Consider the following 19725-nt stretch of genomic DNA (forward strand, 5'->3'; position numbering starts at 1 on the left):
TCGGACTTCGATGCAAACGCAGAGCGATTAGCCCCGTACAGCAGCATGTTGAAAGGCGACCCTCGGGTCGCCTTTTTTGCGGGCCCCATTTGACGGTCTGGGCCTGAGCTAATTTACTGCTGCTGTGCTGCTGTGCTGCTGTGCTGCTGTGCTGCTGTGCTGCTGTGCTGCTGTGCTGCTGTGCTGCTGTGCTGCTGTGCTGCTGTGCTGCTGTGCTGCTGTGCTGCTGTGCTGCTGTGCTGCTTTGTCTTTGTCGCCATGGCATCCCGGGTCGGAAGCCTGGATAACCCGGTGGGCAATGCCGGCGCATTGGCTGTTACGCCGAAGGGGCGATCAGTGGTTCAGGTAGATATCCTGGCCGCCGTAGCTCAGTGCCCCACCCAGAGGGGTTGCGGGCTCGAAGAAGCGGGTCAGGACACCGGCACGCTGGCCCAGGGTGCTCAATGTGCTCCGGTCCAGAGCGACCTGCTCGGGCAGCCAGGTCAGCACGGCGGCGCAGTGACCATTGATCAGGCTCTGCTCCAGCAGGCGCTGCCAATTCTTGATCTTGGGGGCGTGCACGACAAGCACCCTGGCAGGATTGATCCCTCTGGCCTGCAATTGCGCGGCGGCGGGCAGACCGGGCGGGGCGACGAGCAGGATCCAGCCACTGTCAGACTGACTCAGTTGCCCCAGGGCATCCAGCAGCGGCGCTTCCTGATGGAGAGGGCCGCGCCGCTGCTCTTGTCCCATCTTGCTCTGATGGCGAGTGGGCCAGGTGGTGATCAGACCGGCAGAGGAGGAGGGGGGGCAAAGATTCAGGGGCTGGCTCATATGTCGTTCCTGTATGAATAACCATGCTGTATGCACATACAGTAGTTCTGTTCGCAAGGAGTGACAAGTCATTTGTGGCTAAAAGTGTGAGCCGATTAACAGGAGATGACTTTAACTACATGATTAAAAAGGATATTTATATCTTCCTTATACAGGGTGTTTTTTAACCTGTAGACAAACTTCGGGTCGGCGCTCATGGTTATACAGTCCTGTATAGGGAGAGGAGGGAGCGAGATGGACGTTAGTACCTTGCAACGACTGGATGCGAACATTCTGCTCGGGATCATCAACGAGAAGCTGCGGCTGGAGTGTGATGGTCTGGAAGAGCTGCTGGCTTACTACGACATGACAGAAGATCAGCTGGCTACCCGTCTGCAACAGATCGGGTATCACTACGACCCTATGAGCAATCAGTTCAAGGCACATGGTTAATTGAAATCAAAGGGTGCTCCGATTGGGGCATCCTTTTTATTACCTGACGAGGGGGTGTGAATTGAAAGCGCTTTCAATTTCTCCATAGTCGGCGGTTATTTTCACGTATTTTCAGTCACAGGCAATCATTGAAAACCTATTCATGAAACTATCTTTTTTGTTTTCTTATATCACTATGATTTAAAACGAAATTTATATTTCATTCAGGCTGGATCAAGGAAAGGGTTTTCATGGTGAAACTGTCATTTTTATGCGTTAAAGTGTGACTCACGTTAACTTTTAAACCCTTGGCTTTAGCTAGTATGCCCCCGCCGGAGCATATTCTGAGATAACAACAGCGCCGGTCCACCCGATGGGATGACATTTTTTATTTGTAACGAAGGAAAATGGTTTATGGCTACCAAGAAGAAGACAGACCAGGATCTCCAACTGGATAAAGATCAGCTCAAGGCGAGTATCGTGCGTCACCTGCGTTCTACCTTGGGTACAAGCGAACAGAAAGCCTCTCCGGATGCCTGGTGGAAAGCGACCGCTGCCGCCGTCAATGAACAGGTGTACGAGCGCCTGACCCGTACTCAGCAGGCTCACTTCAAGAAAGATACTCGTGCGATTCACTATCTCTCTGCTGAATTTTTGATGGGGCGTTTGACCTCCAACAACCTGCACAACCTCTCCCTCTACAAAGTCTGTGAAGAGGCGCTGGGTGAACTTGGTCTGGAACTGACCGATCTGTGTGAACAAGAGCCTGACATGGCCCTTGGCAACGGCGGCCTGGGTCGTCTGGCTGCCTGCTTCATCGATTCCCTGGCCACTCTGAACTACCCGGCGGTGGGCTATGGCATCCACTACGAGCACGGCCTGTTCCGTCAGGAAATTCAGGATGGCCGTCAGATCGAGCGTCCGGACTCCTGGCGCGAATATGGCAACCCCTGGGAGATCTGCCGCCCGGAATCGGTGCAGGAGATCCCGCTCTACGGCTACGTGGAGACCGTCTTTGGTGACAAGGGTGGCCTGAAGAAGGTGTGGCACGCCGGTCGCAAGATCAAAGGGGTGCCCTGGGACATTCCGGTGGTCGGCTTCGGTGGTCACACCGTCAACATCCTGCGTCTGTGGGAATCCCGCGCCTCCGAGTTCTTCGACTGGGACGTGTTCAACGCCGGTGGTTATATCGACTCCCAGGCCGAGAAGGCCCAGGCCGAGACCATCTCCAAGGTGCTCTACCCGAACGATGAGACCGACGCCGGCAAGGAGCTGCGCCTGATCCAGCAGTACTTCTTCTGCGCCTGCTCCATCAAGGACATCATGCGTCGCTACAAGCGGGTGCATGGCAGTGACTTCAGCAACTTTGCCGCGCAAATCGCCATCCAGCTCAACGATACCCACCCCACCGTGGCCATCCCCGAGCTGATGCGCGTGCTGGTGGACGAAGAGGGGCTGAACTGGGATACCGCCTGGGGCATCTGCTATCAGGTCTTCTCCTACACCAACCACACCCTGCTGCCGGAAGCGCTGGAGAAGTGGTCCGTCAGCCTGTTCGAGAAGGTACTGCCCCGTCACCTCGAGATCATTTATGAAATCAACGCCCGCTTCCTGAACGAGCTGGTGGAGCCCAAGTGGCCGGGCAACGATGCCATCAAGGCCAAGCTCTCCATCATCGAAGAGGGTGACGTGCGCAAGGTGCGTATGGGCAACCTGTGCGTCATCGGCTCCTCCAAGGTGAACGGCGTGGCCGAGATCCACTCCAAGCTGGTGAAGGAAGATCTCTTCCCCGAGTATGCCGAGCTGTGGCCCGAGAAGATGTGCAACGTCACCAATGGTGTGACTCCCCGTCGCTGGCTGCTGGCCTGCAACCCGGAACTGGCCGAACTCTACAACGAGGTGGTGGGCAAGGAGTGGCCGCTGCAACTGGACAAGCTGCGCAGCGTGGTGAAGTTTGCCGACGACAAGGCGTTCCAGCAGCAGTTCATGACCATCAAGCGCCACAACAAGGAGAAGCTGGTCAAGGTCATCAAGGCGGAAACCGGCATCGACGTGAGCGCGGAGGCGATCTTCGACGTCCAGATCAAGCGTCTGCACGAGTACAAGCGCCAGCAACTGAACCTCATCCACATCATGGCGCTCTACCGTCGCCTGCTGGCGAACCCGGACTATGACATGCATCCGCGGGTGTTCATCTTCGGCTCCAAGGCGGCGCCCGGCTACAAGCTGGCCAAGGACATCATCTACGCCATCAACAAGCTGGCGGAGCGGGTCAACAACGACGCCCGTATTCAGGGCAAGCTGAAAGTGGTGTTCATGCCGAACTACCGCGTGAGCCTTGCCGAGAAGCTGATCCCGGCGGCGGATGTCTCCGAGCAGATCTCCACCGCAGGTTACGAAGCATCCGGTACCGGCAACATGAAGATGGCGCTGAACGGTGCCATCACCATCGGGACGCTGGATGGAGCCAACATCGAGATCGCCGAAGAGGCGGGTGCCGAGAACTGCGCCATCTTCGGTCTGAATGTGGACGAGGTGAAGTCCCTGAAGGCGCGCGGCTACAACCCGTATGACTTCTACTACGCCAACTCCGAGCTGAAAGCCGTGCTGGACTGGTTTGATACCGACTACTTCACGCCGGGTCGTCCGGGTGAGCTGGCCTCCATCAAGCGCTCCTTGCTGGAAGGGGGAGACCCTTACCTGACCCTGGCGGATTTCGAGTCCTACTCCGAGGCGCACAAGCTGATCGATGCCTGGTACCGGGATCCGGCCCTGTGGGCGAAGAAGGCCATCATCAACTCTGCCACCATGGGCAAGTTCAACTCCGACCGCTCCATCCAGGATTACGTAGACCGTATCTGGAAACTGACGAGCTGCAGCGTCGGCTGATGTCTGCTCCTGTGAAAAACCCCGCGATGCGGGGTTTTTTTTCATCTGTCGGGCTGAGGGAGGCTCAGGGCCTGTCGACCACCCGGGTGTCCGCCGGCACCCGTTTCTTGCCGGTGATCATCGCCCTGACGAGATCACCCCGTACCAGACGATCCAGGGCGATGACGGCCAGTACATGGACGAAGATGGCCACCTGCAGCCCCTTGGCAAAGAACTCGTGGATCTCTTCCATGCGATGGGTGCCGGAGAGCGGCCCGTATTCGGTCATGATCCCGCTGGCGGCGGTGCCGACAAGGCAGGTCAACAGCAGCAGTATCATCAAGGACCCCAAAGGATTGTGACCGGCATAGTAGGGGTGGCGACCCTTGATCGTCTCCTTGAGATAGGTGATGACGCCGGTCGGTGTCGGCAGCCACTGGGCGAAGCGGGCATGATAGGAGCCGATGAATCCCCATACGATGCGCAGTGCCAGCAGTCCGGCCAGCGCATATCCCGCATAGCGGTGGTTGCGCGCCCCCTCTTCAAGGATGAAGAGATTCAGCACGCACAACAGCACAGTGGCCCAGTGAAATACCCTGACCACCGGATCCCATACCTTGATTTCACGGTTGTTCTGCATCGTCTTACCCATGAGGTGATCCCCTTGTCGTGATGTCCATGATCATCGCCATCGTCAGCCATGGCTGCGTGATGGCCGTTGTCAGCATCATGGAGGCGATTTCTTAAGTGCAAGTTAATGTCGCCGTGATGTCGCGGGTAGGGAGTGCGGTGGTTTCGGGGCGAGAAAAAGCCCCGGCGATGCGGGGCTTGGAGGGGCATTAGGGGGCGAACCTCAGTGGAGGATATCCCCCATGAAATAGGCCAGCATGGTCAGGATGACGGTGAACACCAGGTTCAGTACCAGGCCGGCCCGCATCATCTCCCGCTGCTGGATATGGCCGCTGGCGAAGACGATGGCGTTGGGAGGCGTGGCCACCGGCAGCATGAAGGCACAGGAGGCGCCGACGGCGATCAGCACGGAGACCACGATGGGGGAGACCCCCAGTGCCTCGGCCACCCCGGCGAACAGCGGCACCAGCAGCGCGGCAGTGGCGGTGTTGGAGACCAGCTCGGTCAGGAACACCACGAAGGCGGCCAGGCAGAGCAGGATCACGAAGATGGGCATGGAGGAGAGGCCGCTGGAGAGGTGCTCCGCCAGGAAGGCGTTGGCCCCGGTCTGCTTGAGGATGGCGCTCAAGGTGAGACCACCCCCGAACAGCAGCAGCACGCCCCAGTCGGTGTTCTGGTTGATGTCATCCCAGCTGGCGACGCGGCTGACGGCGATGGCCAGGATGGCGCCCATGGCGATCAGGGTATCGAACTGGGGAATGCCGCCCAGCGCCTTGGCAAGAGGCTGGGATCCAATCCACAGCAGCACCGTGGTCAGGAAGATGGCCAGGGTCACTTTGCGCTGACCTGTCCACTCGATGGTGACCTGCTCGGTGCTGACCTGGTGGGAGAGATTGGGACGGGTCACCCAGTAGAGCAGGCCGATGCCTACCGGCATGAAGATGATCACCACGGGGATGCCGAACTCCAGCCAGTCGGTGAAGCCCAAGCCCATCTGGGCGGCGGCGATGGCATTGGGGGGGCTGCCCACCAGTGTGCCGATGCCACCGATGCTGGCGCTATAGGCGACGCCAAGCAGCACGAAGACAAGGGTGCGGCGCTCCTTGTGAACGTCCAGCCCTTTCAGCATGCCGAGGGCCAGCGGCATCATCATGGCCGCGGTTGCGGTGTTGCTGATCCACATGGAGAGGGCGGCCGTGATGGTGAAGAGCACGATGGAAGCCCAGCCCAGGTGTCCCTTGGCGAGCTGCATCACCTTGCCGGCGATCTGGGTGTCGAGTCCCTGCTTGGAGAGGGCTGCAGCGAGGGCAAAGCCGCCAAAGAAGAGGAACAGGACGGGGTTGGCAAAGTCGGTCAGCGACTTGCTCATGTCGAACACCCCGAGCAGGGTGGCGAGCACCGGGATGGAGATGGCAGTGATGGTGATGTTCACCGCCTCGGTCAGCCAGAGGATGGCGATGAAGATCAGGATGGCCAGCCCCTTGTTGACCATGGGGTCAAACGGGAGCCATGCCAGCATGGCGCAGAGCAGGAGCAGATCCAGGATGACGATCCCGGACTTGATGTCCAGCCAGCGTGAGGGGGGAGTCGGAGGTACAGCCGATGTGTGCATAACGTTCTCTCGGTTAATTTATGGTTGTTGTTGTGATGCCGAGGTTACATATATCCCCCTGTTTGAAACAGGGGGATATGGTCAAATCATGTGGCGACTCACAGAGTCAAGTGAAGATGGATCTTCAATCAAACATAAATGAAACATTTTGTTTTCATTTGACAGGGGAGGTGAAGGAGAGCAGCCACTCCTTGAACAGGCTCTTGGGCAGGGCGCCGCTGCGCTGTGCCAGGATCTCCCCCCGCTGGAAGACCATCAGGGTAGGAATGCTGCGGATGCCATAGCGACCTGCGATGGCGGCCTCCTGCTCGGTGTCGAGTTTCACGAAGCGAAGGCGGGGCTCAAGCTCCCGGGCGACCTCCTGAAAGACGGGGTCAAACTGCAGGCAGGGGCCACACCAGCTTGCCCAAAAGTCCACCACCACCGGGATGTCGGACTGGATCAGGGCATCGAAGCTGGCCTGACGCCCTGCCACCGGGGTTTGTTCGAAGAGGGCGTGACGGCAGCGGCCGCACTTCGCGTTTGAGTCTGATTTTTCGACAGGCAGGCGGTTGCGGGTAAAGCATTGGCTACAATAGGTGGTGACAAGTGACATAATTGCTTCCTTATTTCATGGCCCGGCAACATCTTTATTGCAATCAGAGCGCTGACTAACGGTAACATAGCACTCAGTGGTTTTTCACAGTTGGCCTCCGGCCGTGACCTGATGTCACCGGATGGCCGACCATGACATGAGAATCGAGACGGGATGAAGAGTGTTGCACGGGCCAATCGTGTTGTCTTTGGCCTTATCATCGTATCGCTGGTGGGCTTTTCTGCCTATTGCTGGCAGTTGCTCAGCCAGCAGCAGCGTGCCTTCGATTTGAGCGTGGCGGCTGAGATGGTGCTCAATCGGGTCAATACCGATACCGTCTATCTGCTGGGGCGCGAGAAGGCAAGCGATGGCAGCGTACAGCAGCGCCTGAGCCTGCTTTCCAGTCACCTGGACAGGTTCGTCAGGCTGGTGCACGAGGATCCGGAGTCGGTGGACGACCCCGGCTCCCAGGCGTTGCAGCGGGACATCGACGGTTATCTGCTGGATCTCGCCAGGCTCTACACCATGGAGATGACCATCGAGTATCTGGCTCCCCGCTTCCAGGGTCAGCTCAAGGCGTTGCAAGGCACTCTGCCGGTCGGTGAGGCGCAGTACCGCGACCTGACCGAACTCATGCGCCTGCACCACTACCTCCGACGCAGCTGGGATCAGAACGAGCAGCGGCAACTGCTGCAACTCCAGCAGCACCTGCTCGACCGCTATGGCGAGCAGCCGAGGGTCGCGGCCCTCGTTCGGCTGGGCCAGGAGTTCAATCAGCAGGTGATGGAGTACCATCGCCTGCGCAATCAGGTGGTGGAGATGAAGGGGCTGAGCTCGCTGCCCGCCTGGAAGCAGAGCAAGCTGGAGCGGGCCTCCTCCCTCAAGAGCCGCTTCTACCTGATGGTGCTGGGGGGGGCGCTGCTCTGCTTCTCGCTGGTGGCCGCGACCCTGTGGCGTCGCAACCAGAAGCTGAGCGAGCTCTCTCGCCATGCCGCGCTGCTGGCCCAGGCCAAGAGCGACTTCCTGGCCAACATGAGCCACGAGATCCGCACCCCCATGAATGCCATCATCGGCTTCAGCGCCCTGGCACTGCAAACCAGCCTGGATCCCCAGCAGCGGGACTATCTCAACAAGATCAAATCCTCGTCGGATACCTTGCTGCTGCTCATCAACGACATCCTGGATCTCACCAAGGTAGAGTCCGGCAAGCTGACTCTGGAGGAGATCGACTTCGATCTCAGCGAGCAGCTCGACTCCCTCGCCGCCATGTTCGCGGATCTGGCGGAGCGCAAGCACATCGAGGTCATCATCAACAAGTCTCCCGCCGTGCCCGACTTTCTGCGCGGGGATCCGCTGCGCCTCGGTCAGGTACTGGTCAACCTGGTGAACAATGCCATCAAGTTCACCGAGCGGGGCGAGGTGGAGGTGGCCATCACCCTCACCAGCCAGCATCCCATGCGGGTCTGTTTCAGCGTGCGGGATACCGGCATCGGCATCGCCCCGGAGAAGCAGGCCCAGCTGTTCCAGCCCTTTACCCAGCTGGAGGCGGGCAATACCCGCAAATATGGCGGCTCCGGGCTTGGCCTCAACATCTCCCAGCGCCTGGTGGGGCTGATGGGCGGGGAGATCACCGTGCAGAGCAAACCCGGGGTGGGCTCCACCTTCCTGTTCGAGATCCCCATCTCCCAAGCGGTGTACGGGGTCTCGGGGCGCCGGGTCTTCTTCGATCACCAGCCCCTGATCCTGATGATGGATGACAATGAGCTGGTGCTGGAACTGGCAAAGGACATCCTGGGGCGGGCGGGGGCGTCCGTCATCACGGTCAACAGCCTCTCCCGCGCCCGTCAGGTGCTGCGTGAAGAGGGGCATCACATCCGCCTCGCCATCCTCGACTGGCGCATGGGTCAGGAGGATGGCCTGGACTTGGCCCTCGAGATGTACCAGCACAGCCAGTGGCGGCGCCTGCCTGTCCTGATGACCAGCGCCTGGTCCAGGGAGGGGCTGCACGGGCGGATGGAAAGCATGGGACTGACCCACTTCCTGGCCAAGCCCATGACCGAAAACGCCTTGCTGGCCAAGGTGGACGAACTGCTCAACGGCAGCTCCCATGACAGCAAGGTCCGCCAGGCGGAGGCACAGGGGGATCAGCAGCAGTTCCGGGAGCTGCTGCGTGGTACCCGGGTGCTGCTGGCCGAGGACAACCGGGTCAACCAGCAGCTCATTCTGGAGTACCTGCGCCGGGTGGAGGCCAAGGTCACCGTGGTGGACAACGGCCGCGAGGCGGTGGAGCAGGTGGCGGAGCAGCCGTTCGACGTCATCCTGATGGATCTGCAGATGCCGGTGCTGGACGGGCTGGATGCCACCCGCCAGATCCGCAAGATGGTGGACAAGCATGATGTGCCCATCATCGCCCTCACCGCCAGCGCCATGCCGGGGGACAGGGAGCGCTGCCTTGGCGTCGGCATGAATGGCTATGTCACCAAGCCGGTGAGCAAGCTCGATCTCTACAACAACCTGCTGCAATGGGTGAAGAGCAGCGGCGGGGAGCCCAAGGTGCCCATCGAGGTCAAGCCGCCGGCCCTCATGGGCGTGCTGGATCTGGAGGATGCCCTGCGCCGGCTGGAGCATGACAGGGAGGCGCTGCAGATCCTCTTCAAGCTGTTCCTCTCCGAGCACAAGGACGATCTGTGGGACATCCGCACCGCCCTGCGTCGCCAGCAGCCCGAAGTGGCGTGCCGCTTGCTGCATACCCTGAAGGGGGTCTCGGCCAACATCTCCGCTTCCCGCCTGCAACTGTTGACCGGTGAACTGGAGTGGCGGCTGCGGTTGCAGGAGGAGCTGAGCGAGGGGGAGCTCAACCAGTTGCAGCAGGTCTTTACCCAGACCCGGGAGGAGGTCTCCCACTTCCTGCTCACCGGGGAGCAGCAGGAGTCGGTCGCCTTCCCGTTTTCGCCCCCCGACAAGCGGCTCTGAGGGAGGGCAAGATAGCAATCGTTCTCAAGTCACCCGCTTCAGGCTATGATGACCTACTCGTTCGCCCCCGCCAGGGGGCGATTGTATTGAGCTTCTCTTCACGATCACGCGGCAGCGCGCCGCGACCAAGGACTTCTCTGTGAGCGTATTTTTGCGGCTTGGCTGGTTTTTCAAGGATCAGTGGCGGCGTTATCTGGTGGCCATCTCCCTGCTGATGCTGGTGGCCCTGTTGACCGTGATCCCCCCCAAGGTGGTGGGCTGGGTGGTGGATGGCATCACCAAGGGTGACCTGGACAGCGGCACCCTGACCGGCTATCTGGCGGGGCTTTTTGGCCTGGGACTGCTTATCTACCTGCTGCGCTACGTATGGCGGGTCATGCTGTTCGGTGCCTCCTACCGGCTCGCCTACGTGCTGCGCAACCGGCTGTTCAGCCACTTCACCCGCATGAGCCCGGATTTCTACCAGCGCCACCGCACCGGTGATCTGATGGCCCACGCCACCAACGACATCCAGGCGGTGGAGATGACCGCAGGGGAAGGGGTGCTGACCCTGGTGGACTCCTTCATCGTCGGCATCCTGGTGCTCTCCATCATGTGCAGCCAGTACTCCTGGCAGCTGACCCTGCTCTCCCTGCTGCCCCTGCCGGTGATGGCCTTCTTCATGAACCGCTTCGGGACCCAGATCTACAAGGAGTTCAAGGCGGCTCAGGGGGCCTTCTCCCGCCTCAACAACAAGACCCAGGAGGCCCTCTCCGGGGTGCGGGTGCTCAAATCCTACGCGGTCGAATCCCTGGAGGACGAGGGCTTTGCCGAGCTGACCCGTCAGGCGGGGGAGCGCAACATGGCGGTGGCCCGCATCGACGCCAAGTTCGACCCCGTGATTTACCTGTGCATCGGCTGCTCCTATTTTCTGGCGGTCGCAGGGGGCAGCGCCCTGGTGCTGCAAGACAAGCTGACCCTGGGGGAGCTCACCAGCTTCACCATGTACCTCGGCCAGCTCATCTGGCCCATGTTCGCCATCGCCTGGCTGTTCAACATCATCGAGCGGGGCAGCGCCGCCTACTCGCGCATCGAAAGCCTGCTGGGGGAGCGCAGCGACATCGAGGAGCCGGCCCATCCCGTGGCGCTGGCCTCGGCCTTTCCCCTGCGGGTGCAGGGGCTGGGCTACCGGCTGGAGCAGCGCACCCTGTTGCAGGGGGTGGATGTCACCCTGCAGGCTGGCGCCATGCTGGGGATAGTGGGACGCACCGGGGCAGGCAAGAGCTCCCTGCTCAAGCTGCTGATGCGCCTGGCCAACCCCACGGCCGGGGAGATCCGCATGGGGGAGGTGCCCATCTCGCAACTGTCGCTGGGTGAGCTGCGCAGCCAGTTTGCCTATGTGCCCCAGGAGCCGTTTCTGTTCTCCACCACCATCGCGGCCAACATCGCCCTGGGCCGCCCCGAGGCGAGCCGGGAGGAGATTGAGCGGGTGGCGCGCATCGCCTGCGTGCACGACGACATCAGTCGCTTCCCCAAAGGGTATGAAACCGAGGTGGGGGAGAAGGGGGTGACCCTCTCCGGCGGTCAGAAGCAGCGTCTGGCCATCGCCCGTGCCCTGCTGCTGGATGCCCCTATCCTGGTGCTGGATGACGCCCTCTCGGCGGTGGATGCCCACACCGAGCAGCAGATCCTGCTGGCCCTCAAGGCCCACAAGCGCACCCTGGTGCTGGTGAGCCACCGCATGACGGCGGTGGAGCAGGCGGACGAGATCCTGGTGCTGGAGCAGGGAGCGATCAGCGAGCGGGGCCGTCACGAGGCCCTGATGGCCAGGAACGGCTGGTACGCGGACATGGTCCGCTACCAGCGCCTGGAGCAGGACGTGGAGGAGAGCCTGTGAACAGGATGACAAGACCCCTGGTTTCCTTCACCCCCCGCCCGGCTCCCGCGAGCGTAGAGGGGAGCAAAAAGAGTCAATTCCCGTGGAGCGCTGCGCTGGAGGCAAGTCTGTGAATCCAACCATCAAACGGCTGCTCGCCTACTGTGCCAGCTACCCCCGCTGGCTGGTGCAGGCGGGCATCTGCCTGCTGCTCGCCACCGGCGCCGAGGTGGCGGGCCCCTTGCTCATCAAGCTCTTCATCGATGACTACCTGGCGCCGCGCCGGCTGGAGTGGGGCATCATCGCCGCCCTTGCCGCCGGTTATCTGGGGCTGCAGGTGTTGTCGGCGGCTGGCTTCTACCTGCAATCCCTGCGCTTCAACCGCATCGCCCAGGCGGTGGTGCAGCGTCTGCGCGAGCAGGTGTTCGCCACCGCCATCCGCCTGCCTGCCCGCTATTTCGACAAGCACCGCTCGGGCTCCCTCATCTCCCGCATCACCAACGACACCGAGGCGATCATGAACCTCTATGTCCAGGTGATAGGGCTCCTGGTGCAAAAAGTGGTGCTCCTGTGCGGCATCCTGCTCTCCATGGCGCTGTTGGACTTGCGCCTGATGCTGGTGTGCGCCACCCTGCTGCCGGCGGTGGGGGCCGTGATGTGGCTTTACCAGAAACTGAGTGTGCCCGTGGTGCGGGCGACCCGATCCTTGCTCTCCGACATCAACAGCCGCCTCAACGAGTCGTTGCAGGGGATGCCGGTGATCCAGGCCATGGTGCAGGAGCGCCACTTCGCCAACGCCTTTGCCGGGGTGAACCAGCAGCACTGGCAGGCGCGGATCAAGAGCCTCAAGATCAACGGCATCCTGCTGCGCCCCCTCATCGATCTCTTCTACATGATGGTGCTCATCGGTCTGCTGGCCCTGTTTGCCCACGAGGGGCTGAGCACGGCGGGGGCCATCCAGGTGGGGGTGCTTTACGCCTTCATCAGCTATCTGGGGCGGATGATCGAGCCCCTCATCGAGATGACCAACCAGCTCAACCAGTTGCAGCAGGCCATGGTGGCGGGGGAGCGGGTGTTCGCCCTGCTCGATGAAACCCGCGAGAGCACCGACGGGGAGGTGCGCCCCCTGGAGGGACGGGTACGCTTCGACGGGGTGGGCTTCTCCTACGACGGGGAGCAGCAGGTGCTGCAAGATGTGAGCTTTGCCACCCGGCCTGGCCAGATGCTGGCGCTGGTGGGCCACACCGGCAGCGGCAAGTCCACCATCATCAGCCTGCTGATGGGCTTCTACCCCCTGGATCGGGGGAGCATCCACTTCGATGATCACCCCATGAACGGCCTGGCCCTCTCGGCGGTGCGCCGCAGCATCGGCCTGGTGCAGCAGGATCCCTTCATCTTCGTCGGCACCCTGGCCGAGAACCTGCGCCTCGGGCGTGACGGCATCGAGGATGGGCGGCTCTGGCAGGCCCTGGAGGAGGTGCAGCTGGCCGATTTCGTGCGCCGCCTGCCCGATGGCCTGGCCACCCTGATGGAGGAGGGGGGCAAGAACCTCTCCGCCGGCCAGCGCCAGCTGCTCTCCTTTGCCCGCGCCCTGGTGGGGGATCCGCGCATCCTCATCCTGGACGAGGCGACCGCGAGCGTGGACTCCCAGACCGAACTCGCCCTCTCCCAGGCGCTCTCGGCGGCGCGCCGTGGTCGCACCACCATCGCCATCGCCCACCGCCTCTCCACCATTGTGGATGCCGATGAAATCCTGCTGCTCTCCCGCGGGTGGGTGTGCGAGCGCGGCACCCACGGCGAGCTGATGGCGCTGGGGGGGCATTATGCCCAGCTGTTCGAGATGCAGAGCCAGGGGGCCTGGCTTGAAGAAAAACGGGCCTGAGGCCCACCTAAAAAAACAGCCGGCATCTGCCGGCTGTTTTTTTGACTGGCGGGGTTACACCGTGGCCTTGCTGCGGCTGGCCAGCTTGGGCTCCAGGGGCGGGAAGTCATCGTTGAAGAAGGTATCCGCTTCTTCAATTTGTGCCTTGCGCTGCTTCTGGATGAAGTTGTCGAAGTCGCGCTTGATCTCGGGGTCCTTGAGCGCCTCGTAGTCGAACACGTTGGCGGCATAGAGGTAGTTGAAGTAGATGTCGACGAACTCGGCGCTGGCACAGGCGGAGGTGAACTTGCTGTTCTGGCGGTCGAAGTTGACGCGGTACTGCTTGATCTTCGGCACATAGACCAGCTCGTTGCCCACCTTGAACACTTCCACCGTGACCCCCACCGTGATGGTCTTGTAGAAGTCCTTGTTGTTCTCCACCCCGAAGCGGATGGCATCCCCCTGCTTTTGCAGGAACTTGTTGAAGCTGGCCAGCGCCGTGGTGCCCTGGCTCACCACCACGTCCATGATGAAGTTGATGAAGTCGGTGGCGATGCTGAGCCCCTTGATGTGGCGGCTGTAGCTCTGCTGATCGATCTTGCTCGGCCCCATCAGGGGGATCTTGGAGAGGGCCCTGGCCCAGAGATCCGCGTCCGTCTTGTACTGCTCGCCATAGGCTTCGGCGTAACGGTTGATGTAGGCGGTGACCACGGAGGTGATGGCGATGAGGTAGGCCTTCTGCTCCGCCAGCTTGGCCATGACGGCGGGATCGTCCAGCAGCTCGTTGGCCACGATGAACTCCACCAGGCCGTCCTTGTCGGCATAGGGATCATTGCCCACCGCCCGGACGGTGTCGGGCAGATTGACGTCGTTGAAGAAGGCCTCGGCCTCGGCGAACTGATCATGGTTGCTCAGGCGGTTGGCCGGTGCCTCGCGCACCAGCTGGCAGAGCACCAGCTCGGCCTCGTAGTCCGACTCGCGCCACAGGGGGGCCTGCAACTGGTTGCCGAAGGTCTTCTTGTAGGCGAGGTTGAAGTCAAACAGCACCGAACTGCAGCCGCAATCCATGGCGAAGTCGACGGTGTAGCTCAGCGGCCCGGTGGGCAGGGGCTTGCTCATCTTCCCCTTGGCGCTGAGGTTGGCATAGCACTTGAGGTACTCCCGGCCAAACAGCTCGTAGGCACGGTTGTTGTTGAAGTTGAGCTGGAAAGTACCGGCGCTCTCTCCCCCGTTGAACAACTGTTGCACGTGACTCATCTCTCTATCCTTATGGTGAGATTGGTAGATGGGTTGACCCGGTGCCGAGTGGCTACTTCCGGGCCAGCAACAGCCTAGCGAGGGAGTGGGGGTTTGGTTACTGCAAATAATCCCAGTGGCGGGGGCGGGATCCTGGGCTAGCCCCCTGACGGGGAGTATTTCTTGTTGTGTTTCATTCGGATATGGCTGTCATGGTCCCGTCATCCGGGGCGGGACCTTGAAAAAAATCGGAAAAAGGGAAAGAGAGGGGCAACCCGGGGTCAGGAAAGGCCGGTTTTATCATTTGCCAGGCAAATAGAACCTGGCCATTGCATGAATTTTGCAAATACCCTTTGGGGGCCCGCTCACAGGGATGGCACGGGAGGCTTGTCTATCGGGATGCAGGCTGGCAACATTTGCGGCACATTCACTCATCGGATCAGTTTGCAATGGACCTGCAACGCCTCAAAGCCAACCTCGCCCTGCGTCTGTTCGCCTGGCGCTACATTCCCGTCATTGGTTTTTGTGCCCCCGTCATCGAGCAGATGGACGCCAGGGCGCTGCGCATCCGCATTCCGCTGGGCTGGCGCACCCGCAACCACCTGGGCAGCATGTATTTCGGGGCGCTCGCCACCGGTGCCGACCTGGTGGGGGGGCTCCTGGTCATGGAGAAGGGGCGGGCGCGGCGCAAGAAGGTGCATTTCGCCTTCAAGGATGTGCAGGGGGAGTTTTTGAAGCGCCCGGAGGGGGACGTGCAGTTTGATTGCGCGGCGGGGGAGCTTATCGACGCCATGATCGACGAGTCCCTGGCGAGCGGTCAGCGCATCAACCGCCCCATCCAGGTGGTGGCCACCTGCCCGTCGCGCAACGGCGACGAGGCCATGGCCCGCTTCGTGCTGACCCTCTCCATCAAGGCCAGCTGAAGGCCAGAGGGCGCTTGGCGCCCTTGTTCAAACCGGGATCAGAGGATCTCGGGGCTGACGCCTTCCTTCACGACTACCTTCATGCCGTTGAAGTTGACCACCTGCTCGGCGACTATCTTGCAGCGTTTGCGGGTCTCGACCTGACCGTCGACTTCCACCAGGCCCTCGGCGACCAGCGCCTTGGCGGCACCGCCACAATCGGCCCAACCCTGATGCTTGATCAGGTCACACAAGGCAACGAAGGGGTGACCTTCGAGCAGAAACGTCTCCATGGGAAATCCTCTAGCTGGATGAATGGCTGAAACAGCGGGGGCTCATTCTAGGCAGTTAGGCGGGGCAGGGAAAGGGCCCGGGCCGAATTGCCCCGAAAAAGGGGCGAGCACAGGCAAAAAAACCAGCCCGACCGGGCTGGTTGTGTCTCTGGGTGCCACTGGCGCTCAAGGGAGTTTCACCACCGCTTCCCCCGTCACGGCGAGGGCGCCGCCCTGGGTGAAGATGCGGGTGGCCAGGGTGGCGATGGGCTTGTCGCTTCGAAGGGCAATCACCTCCACCTCCGCCGTCACCACGTCCCCCACGAACACCGGGAGCGTGAAGGAGAGGCTCTGGCCCAGATAGATGCTCCCTTTCCCGGGCAGTTGCTGCCCGAGCAGCCCAGAGAAGAGGCTCGCCAGCAGCATGCCGTGGACGATGGGGCGCTCGAACACCGTCGTGGCGGCGAAGTCCGGGTCCAGGTGCAGGGGATTGAAATCCTCCGAGAGACCGGCGAAGGCCGCCACCTCGGCCGGGCCGAAGCGCTTGGTCAGGCTGGCTTTCATGCCCACGGCAAGGGGTTGTGTACTCATGCGGGTTCCTCTTCTTGCTTCCTGACGCCGGCCAACACCGGATTGAGCCGTACCTTGACGTAGCTGCCGGGGGCCGCCTCCAGCCCCTCGACAGGCTGCCGGGCGGGGACGGGCTCTGCCTCGTCACGGTCTTTGATAAAGCGCATCATCTCGGGCCACCAGGAGCCGCTCTGGTGGGTCGCCCCCGCCAGCCACTGCGCCGGGCTGTCCGCCTCGGCCCCGTTTTGCCAGAAGCCGTATTTGTTGGCATCCGGCGGATTGATGATGCCGGCGATGTGCCCGGATTCGGCCAGAATGAAGCGCCGCTCGCCCCCGAACAGCGTCATGCCCTGCCAGGTTCCCTGCCAGAGGGCGATGTGATCGTCCACGGCGGACACCAGCAGCACCGGGGTCTTCACCTTGGCGAGATCGATGCGGGTGTGGCGGATCTTGAGCTCCCCCTTCACCAGCTGGTTTTCCAGGTAGAGTCGGCGCAGCAGGCTGTTGTGGGTCTTGCCCGCCACGTTGGTGCTATCGCTGTTCCAGTGCAGCAGATCGAACGCCACCGGGCTCTGGCCCTTGAGGTAGCTGTCGATGTAGTAGTTCCAGTAGAGGCTGTTCTCCCGCAGCAGACTGAAGGAGACCGCCAACTGGCGCCCGTCCATGATGCCCCTGGCCTCGTTCTGGGCTTCCAGCGCCGCGATGATGGGCTCGTGGATGAAGATGCCAAGCTCCCCGGGCTGGGAGAAGTCCAGCAGGGTGGTGAACAGGGTGGCGCTGCGTACCCGCTGCTTCTGGCGCCGCGCCGCCAGCCAGCCCATGGCGAGTGACAAAGCAGTGCCACCGATGCAGTAGCCGATGCCGTGCACCTCCCGCTCGCCGGTGGCCGCCTCCACGGCGTCCAGGGCGGCGATGACCCCGTCCACCACGTAGTCGTCGAGATCGGCCTGCCCCTGTGCCACCCCCGGGTTGCGCCAGGAGATCATGAAGACCGTCTGCCCCTGGGCGACCAGCCAGGCCACCAGGGAGCTCTGGGGGCGCATGTCCATGATGTAGTACTTGTTGATGAAGGGGGGCACGACCAGCACCGGGGTCTTGCCCACCGTCGCCGTGGTCGGGCTGTACTGGATGAGCTCAAAGAGCTCGGTGCGCAGCACTACCCGGCCCGGGGTGGTCGCCAGATCCCGGCCGAGCTCGAAGGCGGACTCGTCGGTCAGGCGGATGTTGAGGTGATCGGCGCTGCGCTCCAGATCTTCGGCCAGGAGCGCGAGGCCGCGCACCAGATTCTGGCCGTCGGACTCCAGGGTGAGCTTGAGCAGCTCCGGGTTGGTGGCCAGGAAGTTGCTGGGAGCCATGGCGTTGACGTACTGGCGGGTGAAAAAGCGCAGTCGCTCCCGGCTCTTCTCGGGCACGCCCTCCAGGGCATCCACCGCCGCCAGCAGGTGTCTTGCGGTCAGCAGATAGGATTGCTTGAGGTAGTCATAAAGGGGTTGCTCGCTCCAGGCCTCGGCCTTGAAGCGGCGATCGCTGCGATCCGGGGTGATCACCGGCTCGCTCGGCTGGCCTGCACTCTTGAGCAGGGTGTGCTGCATCAGCTTGAGCTGATCTTGCCACCAGTTCATCTGGGACTGGATCAGCTGCCAGGGCTGCTGGCTGCCCTGCTCCAGCACCTGGCCCAGATCGTCCAGACTGGTCTGCAGCAGGGCCTGGGCGGTGCGCTCTGTCTGGGCTCTGGCCATGGCCAGCAGCTTGTCGTTGTAGTGGGCCAGGGCCTCGAACAGCGGGCCGTAAGATGATTGGCTCATGTGTTCTCCTTCACCCACGCCCGGGGCGGGCACTTGCCCGTTCTGTCGAGTCGTGGGGAGATGTGGCTGCCCGCAAGACGGGCAGCCAGGGGTTATCAGGCCTTGCCCGTGCTCTTCTTGATGCCATCTGCGGTCAGGGCATCCAGCTCTTCCTTGAACTGCTGGCCGAGGGCGCTGAGCTTCTGGATGTCATCCAGCATCTGGCGGGAGAGCTGGCTGGCGCTCTCCAGCTGCACGGTGCCGAGGGCCGCCAGGCTCTGGGCATCCTGCACCTTGCCGACGGCCTGCAACTGGTTGAGCCCCAGTTCGGCGTAGGCATTGGCGGACGCCAGTTGCAACCGGGTCAGCTGTTCGATGTTGCTGGCCAGCAGCTGGTTGTAGCGGGTGAGGGGGGCGGCAAAGCCTTGCATCTGCTCGGTAAAGCTCTTGATCACGTCCATATTCATCATGGGTCTCCGGTTCGGCAGAACACTGTTTTTGCGGGTCAATCGACCCTTCTTGCGGGTACAGCACGTCATCCCTGTGTTACGTGTTGTTTGCTCTGTTCAAACACACGTTTGAGCATTCTGCAACCAATCCACCTTTGGTGTAAATGACATAAATGTTAGTTTCTGTTTGAATTTTCCATCCCGCCGAGAGAGCCATCCCCGGATTCAGACGAGAGGTGACGCAGGGAAAGGGTCGGGGTCTCGTCCCCCGGGGCCTGCGCTGGTACCCTTGAGCCACACCCTCTTCACAAGGAATCCCCGATGAAACCGTTCGCCCTGCTGCTCGGCTGTGGTGCCCTGACCCTCGCCGGTGTCGCTCAGGCCAGCACGCCGGTCCAGATCTCCCTGCCCGGTGTCAACCTGCCCTCGTCCAATCAGGTGGAAGGAGCACGGGCTTCCTTCCTCTACGGCCGCACCGGCCAGGTGAAGGGGATCGATCTGCCGGTGTTCGCCCTCTCCGATGTGGATCAGTTCACCGGCCTGCAGCTTGGTGTGTTCTTTGGCGCGAGCCGGGTGCGCCACCAGTTTGGTGGGGTCGCCATCAACGCCGTCAACTGGCACGAAGGGCAGGATACCGGCCTCAATCTGGGCTTCGTCAACTTGACCAACAATGTGAAGGGGCTCAACTGGGGGGCGGTCAACATCGCCCAGGGCAATGCCCTGGCCAACGTCGGCTTCGTCAACTATGCCGAACGCACCACTTTCCAGCTGGGGTTCGTCAATGCCACCAAGCACCTGGACGGCTTGCAGATTGGCCTGGCCAACTACGCCGAGAACGGCATCTTCCCCATTCTGCCCCTGATCAACTTCAAGAAATCCTTCTAGGGACCAACTTGCCCTTGCTTTAGGAGGGGT

The 19725-nt window shown here is 61.7% G+C and carries 17 protein-coding genes; 7 read left to right on the forward strand and 10 right to left on the reverse strand.

Going from position 1 to position 19725, the window contains the following annotated elements; translation table 11 throughout:
- Positions 1 to 113 precede the first annotated feature (113 nt).
- Together ACPW74_RS08010 and ACPW74_RS08015 are read right to left on the reverse strand one after the other, a co-directional pair.
- Positions 114 to 260, reverse strand: a complete 147-nt coding sequence (locus ACPW74_RS08010) for a hypothetical protein (RefSeq protein WP_171865436.1) — start codon at positions 258 to 260, stop codon at positions 114 to 116.
- A 73-nt stretch (positions 261 to 333) separates the two neighbouring features.
- Positions 334 to 813, reverse strand: a complete 480-nt coding sequence (locus tag ACPW74_RS08015) for a cell division inhibitor (RefSeq protein ID WP_010674896.1) — start codon at positions 811 to 813, stop codon at positions 334 to 336.
- Between the two features lie 234 nt (positions 814 to 1047).
- On the opposite strand from ACPW74_RS08015, the gene ACPW74_RS08020 reads away from it, so the two are divergent.
- Positions 1048 to 1245 carry a DUF4250 domain-containing protein gene (locus ACPW74_RS08020; RefSeq protein WP_005323525.1) on the forward strand — a complete coding sequence of 66 codons (198 nt, stop codon included), beginning with the start codon at positions 1048 to 1050 and terminating at the stop codon, positions 1243 to 1245.
- 393 nt (positions 1246 to 1638) lie between these two features.
- Positions 1639 to 4113, forward strand: coding sequence for a glycogen/starch/alpha-glucan phosphorylase (locus ACPW74_RS08025; RefSeq protein ID WP_041211506.1), 2475 nt, complete (start codon positions 1639 to 1641; stop codon positions 4111 to 4113).
- A 64-nt stretch (positions 4114 to 4177) separates the two neighbouring features.
- Here the strand turns inward: ACPW74_RS08025 and ACPW74_RS08030 are convergent, their stop codons facing one another.
- The 3 genes from ACPW74_RS08030 to trxC form a co-directional block, all read right to left on the reverse strand.
- Positions 4178 to 4744 carry a cytochrome b/b6 domain-containing protein gene (locus tag ACPW74_RS08030; protein WP_234917031.1) on the reverse strand — a complete coding sequence of 189 codons (567 nt, stop codon included), beginning with the start codon at positions 4742 to 4744 and terminating at the stop codon, positions 4178 to 4180.
- A 201-nt stretch (positions 4745 to 4945) separates the two neighbouring features.
- On the reverse strand, positions 4946 to 6334 hold the full coding sequence (locus ACPW74_RS08035) for an SLC13 family permease (protein ID WP_010674893.1): 1389 nt from the start codon (positions 6332 to 6334) through the stop codon (positions 4946 to 4948).
- A gap of 154 nt (positions 6335 to 6488) precedes the next feature.
- The gene (gene trxC, locus ACPW74_RS08040; RefSeq protein ID WP_425858885.1) at positions 6489 to 6929 is read right to left on the reverse strand and encodes a thioredoxin TrxC; all 441 of its coding nucleotides are present in this window, start codon (positions 6927 to 6929) and stop codon (positions 6489 to 6491) included.
- A gap of 153 nt (positions 6930 to 7082) precedes the next feature.
- Here trxC and ACPW74_RS08045 point away from each other — a divergent pair, with 153 nt between their 5' ends.
- The 3 genes from ACPW74_RS08045 to ACPW74_RS08055 all read left to right on the forward strand — a co-directional run bounded on the left by ACPW74_RS08045 (position 7083) and on the right by ACPW74_RS08055 (position 13618).
- Positions 7083 to 9881, forward strand: coding sequence for a hybrid sensor histidine kinase/response regulator (locus tag ACPW74_RS08045; RefSeq protein ID WP_309563596.1), 2799 nt, complete (start codon positions 7083 to 7085; stop codon positions 9879 to 9881).
- Between the two features lie 139 nt (positions 9882 to 10020).
- The gene (locus tag ACPW74_RS08050) at positions 10021 to 11757 is read left to right on the forward strand and encodes an ABC transporter transmembrane domain-containing protein (protein WP_201985411.1); all 1737 of its coding nucleotides are present in this window, start codon (positions 10021 to 10023) and stop codon (positions 11755 to 11757) included.
- A gap of 109 nt (positions 11758 to 11866) precedes the next feature.
- Positions 11867 to 13618, forward strand: coding sequence for an ABC transporter transmembrane domain-containing protein (locus ACPW74_RS08055; RefSeq protein ID WP_203765095.1), 1752 nt, complete (start codon positions 11867 to 11869; stop codon positions 13616 to 13618).
- A gap of 54 nt (positions 13619 to 13672) precedes the next feature.
- Here ACPW74_RS08055 and ACPW74_RS08060 read toward each other — a convergent pair whose 3' ends face one another.
- Positions 13673 to 14854: a hypothetical protein gene (locus tag ACPW74_RS08060; RefSeq protein WP_201985412.1), complete on the reverse strand. Its 1182-nt coding sequence runs from the start codon at positions 14852 to 14854 to the stop codon at positions 13673 to 13675.
- Between the two features lie 428 nt (positions 14855 to 15282).
- Between ACPW74_RS08060 and ACPW74_RS08065 the strand changes: the two genes are divergently transcribed.
- Positions 15283 to 15756 (forward strand): DUF4442 domain-containing protein, encoded by a 474-nt coding sequence (locus ACPW74_RS08065; protein ID WP_010674883.1) that lies wholly within the window; start codon positions 15283 to 15285, stop codon positions 15754 to 15756.
- A gap of 38 nt (positions 15757 to 15794) precedes the next feature.
- On the opposite strand, the gene ybcJ is transcribed toward ACPW74_RS08065, so the two are convergent.
- The 4 genes from ybcJ to ACPW74_RS08085 all read right to left on the reverse strand — a co-directional run bounded on the left by ybcJ (position 15795) and on the right by ACPW74_RS08085 (position 18828).
- Entirely contained in the window at positions 15795 to 16028 is a 234-nt protein-coding gene (gene ybcJ, locus ACPW74_RS08070) for a ribosome-associated protein YbcJ (RefSeq protein WP_010674882.1), read from the reverse strand.
- Positions 16029 to 16193: 165 nt separating this feature from the next.
- The gene (locus ACPW74_RS08075; RefSeq protein WP_041215083.1) at positions 16194 to 16598 is read right to left on the reverse strand and encodes a MaoC family dehydratase; all 405 of its coding nucleotides are present in this window, start codon (positions 16596 to 16598) and stop codon (positions 16194 to 16196) included.
- Positions 16595 to 18382 carry a class I poly(R)-hydroxyalkanoic acid synthase gene (locus ACPW74_RS08080; protein WP_201985413.1) on the reverse strand — a complete coding sequence of 596 codons (1788 nt, stop codon included), beginning with the start codon at positions 18380 to 18382 and terminating at the stop codon, positions 16595 to 16597. Before ACPW74_RS08080 ends, ACPW74_RS08075 begins: the two co-directional genes overlap by 4 nt.
- Before the next feature lie 95 nt (positions 18383 to 18477).
- A complete protein-coding gene (locus tag ACPW74_RS08085) occupies positions 18478 to 18828 on the reverse strand; it encodes a phasin family protein (RefSeq protein WP_039040883.1) in 351 nt (116 codons plus the stop codon).
- Between the two features lie 303 nt (positions 18829 to 19131).
- Here ACPW74_RS08085 and ACPW74_RS08090 point away from each other — a divergent pair, with 303 nt between their 5' ends.
- Positions 19132 to 19695 carry a VC2662 family protein gene (locus tag ACPW74_RS08090; RefSeq protein WP_010674879.1) on the forward strand — a complete coding sequence of 188 codons (564 nt, stop codon included), beginning with the start codon at positions 19132 to 19134 and terminating at the stop codon, positions 19693 to 19695.
- Positions 19696 to 19725: the final 30 nt, after the last annotated feature.

The organism is Aeromonas sp. INTO2, from assembly GCF_049860605.1.
In the GTDB taxonomy this organism is placed as follows: Bacteria; Pseudomonadota; Gammaproteobacteria; order Enterobacterales; family Aeromonadaceae; genus Aeromonas; species Aeromonas caviae.

What these genes read in the sequence shown, in the direction of transcription:
- ACPW74_RS08010 (WP_171865436.1), bottom strand. Translation starts at nt 260, where the DNA reads ATGGCGACAAAGACAAAGCAGCACAGCAGCACAGCAGCACAGCAGCAC.
- ACPW74_RS08015 (WP_010674896.1), bottom strand. Translation starts at nt 813, where the DNA reads ATGAGCCAGCCCCTGAATCTTTGCCCCCCCTCCTCCTCTGCCGGTCTG.
- ACPW74_RS08020 (WP_005323525.1), top strand. Translation starts at nt 1,048, where the DNA reads ATGGACGTTAGTACCTTGCAACGACTGGATGCGAACATTCTGCTCGGG.
- ACPW74_RS08025 (WP_041211506.1), top strand. Translation starts at nt 1,639, where the DNA reads ATGGCTACCAAGAAGAAGACAGACCAGGATCTCCAACTGGATAAAGAT.
- ACPW74_RS08030 (WP_234917031.1), bottom strand. Translation starts at nt 4,744, where the DNA reads ATGGGTAAGACGATGCAGAACAACCGTGAAATCAAGGTATGGGATCCG.
- ACPW74_RS08035 (WP_010674893.1), bottom strand. Translation starts at nt 6,334, where the DNA reads ATGCACACATCGGCTGTACCTCCGACTCCCCCCTCACGCTGGCTGGAC.
- trxC (WP_425858885.1), bottom strand. Translation starts at nt 6,929, where the DNA reads ATGTCACTTGTCACCACCTATTGTAGCCAATGCTTTACCCGCAACCGC.
- ACPW74_RS08045 (WP_309563596.1), top strand. Translation starts at nt 7,083, where the DNA reads ATGAAGAGTGTTGCACGGGCCAATCGTGTTGTCTTTGGCCTTATCATC.
- ACPW74_RS08060 (WP_201985412.1), bottom strand. Translation starts at nt 14,854, where the DNA reads ATGAGTCACGTGCAACAGTTGTTCAACGGGGGAGAGAGCGCCGGTACT.
- ACPW74_RS08065 (WP_010674883.1), top strand. Translation starts at nt 15,283, where the DNA reads ATGGACCTGCAACGCCTCAAAGCCAACCTCGCCCTGCGTCTGTTCGCC.
- ybcJ (WP_010674882.1), bottom strand. Translation starts at nt 16,028, where the DNA reads ATGGAGACGTTTCTGCTCGAAGGTCACCCCTTCGTTGCCTTGTGTGAC.
- ACPW74_RS08075 (WP_041215083.1), bottom strand. Translation starts at nt 16,598, where the DNA reads ATGAGTACACAACCCCTTGCCGTGGGCATGAAAGCCAGCCTGACCAAG.
- ACPW74_RS08080 (WP_201985413.1), bottom strand. Translation starts at nt 18,382, where the DNA reads ATGAGCCAATCATCTTACGGCCCGCTGTTCGAGGCCCTGGCCCACTAC.
- ACPW74_RS08085 (WP_039040883.1), bottom strand. Translation starts at nt 18,828, where the DNA reads ATGAATATGGACGTGATCAAGAGCTTTACCGAGCAGATGCAAGGCTTT.
- ACPW74_RS08090 (WP_010674879.1), top strand. Translation starts at nt 19,132, where the DNA reads ATGAAACCGTTCGCCCTGCTGCTCGGCTGTGGTGCCCTGACCCTCGCC.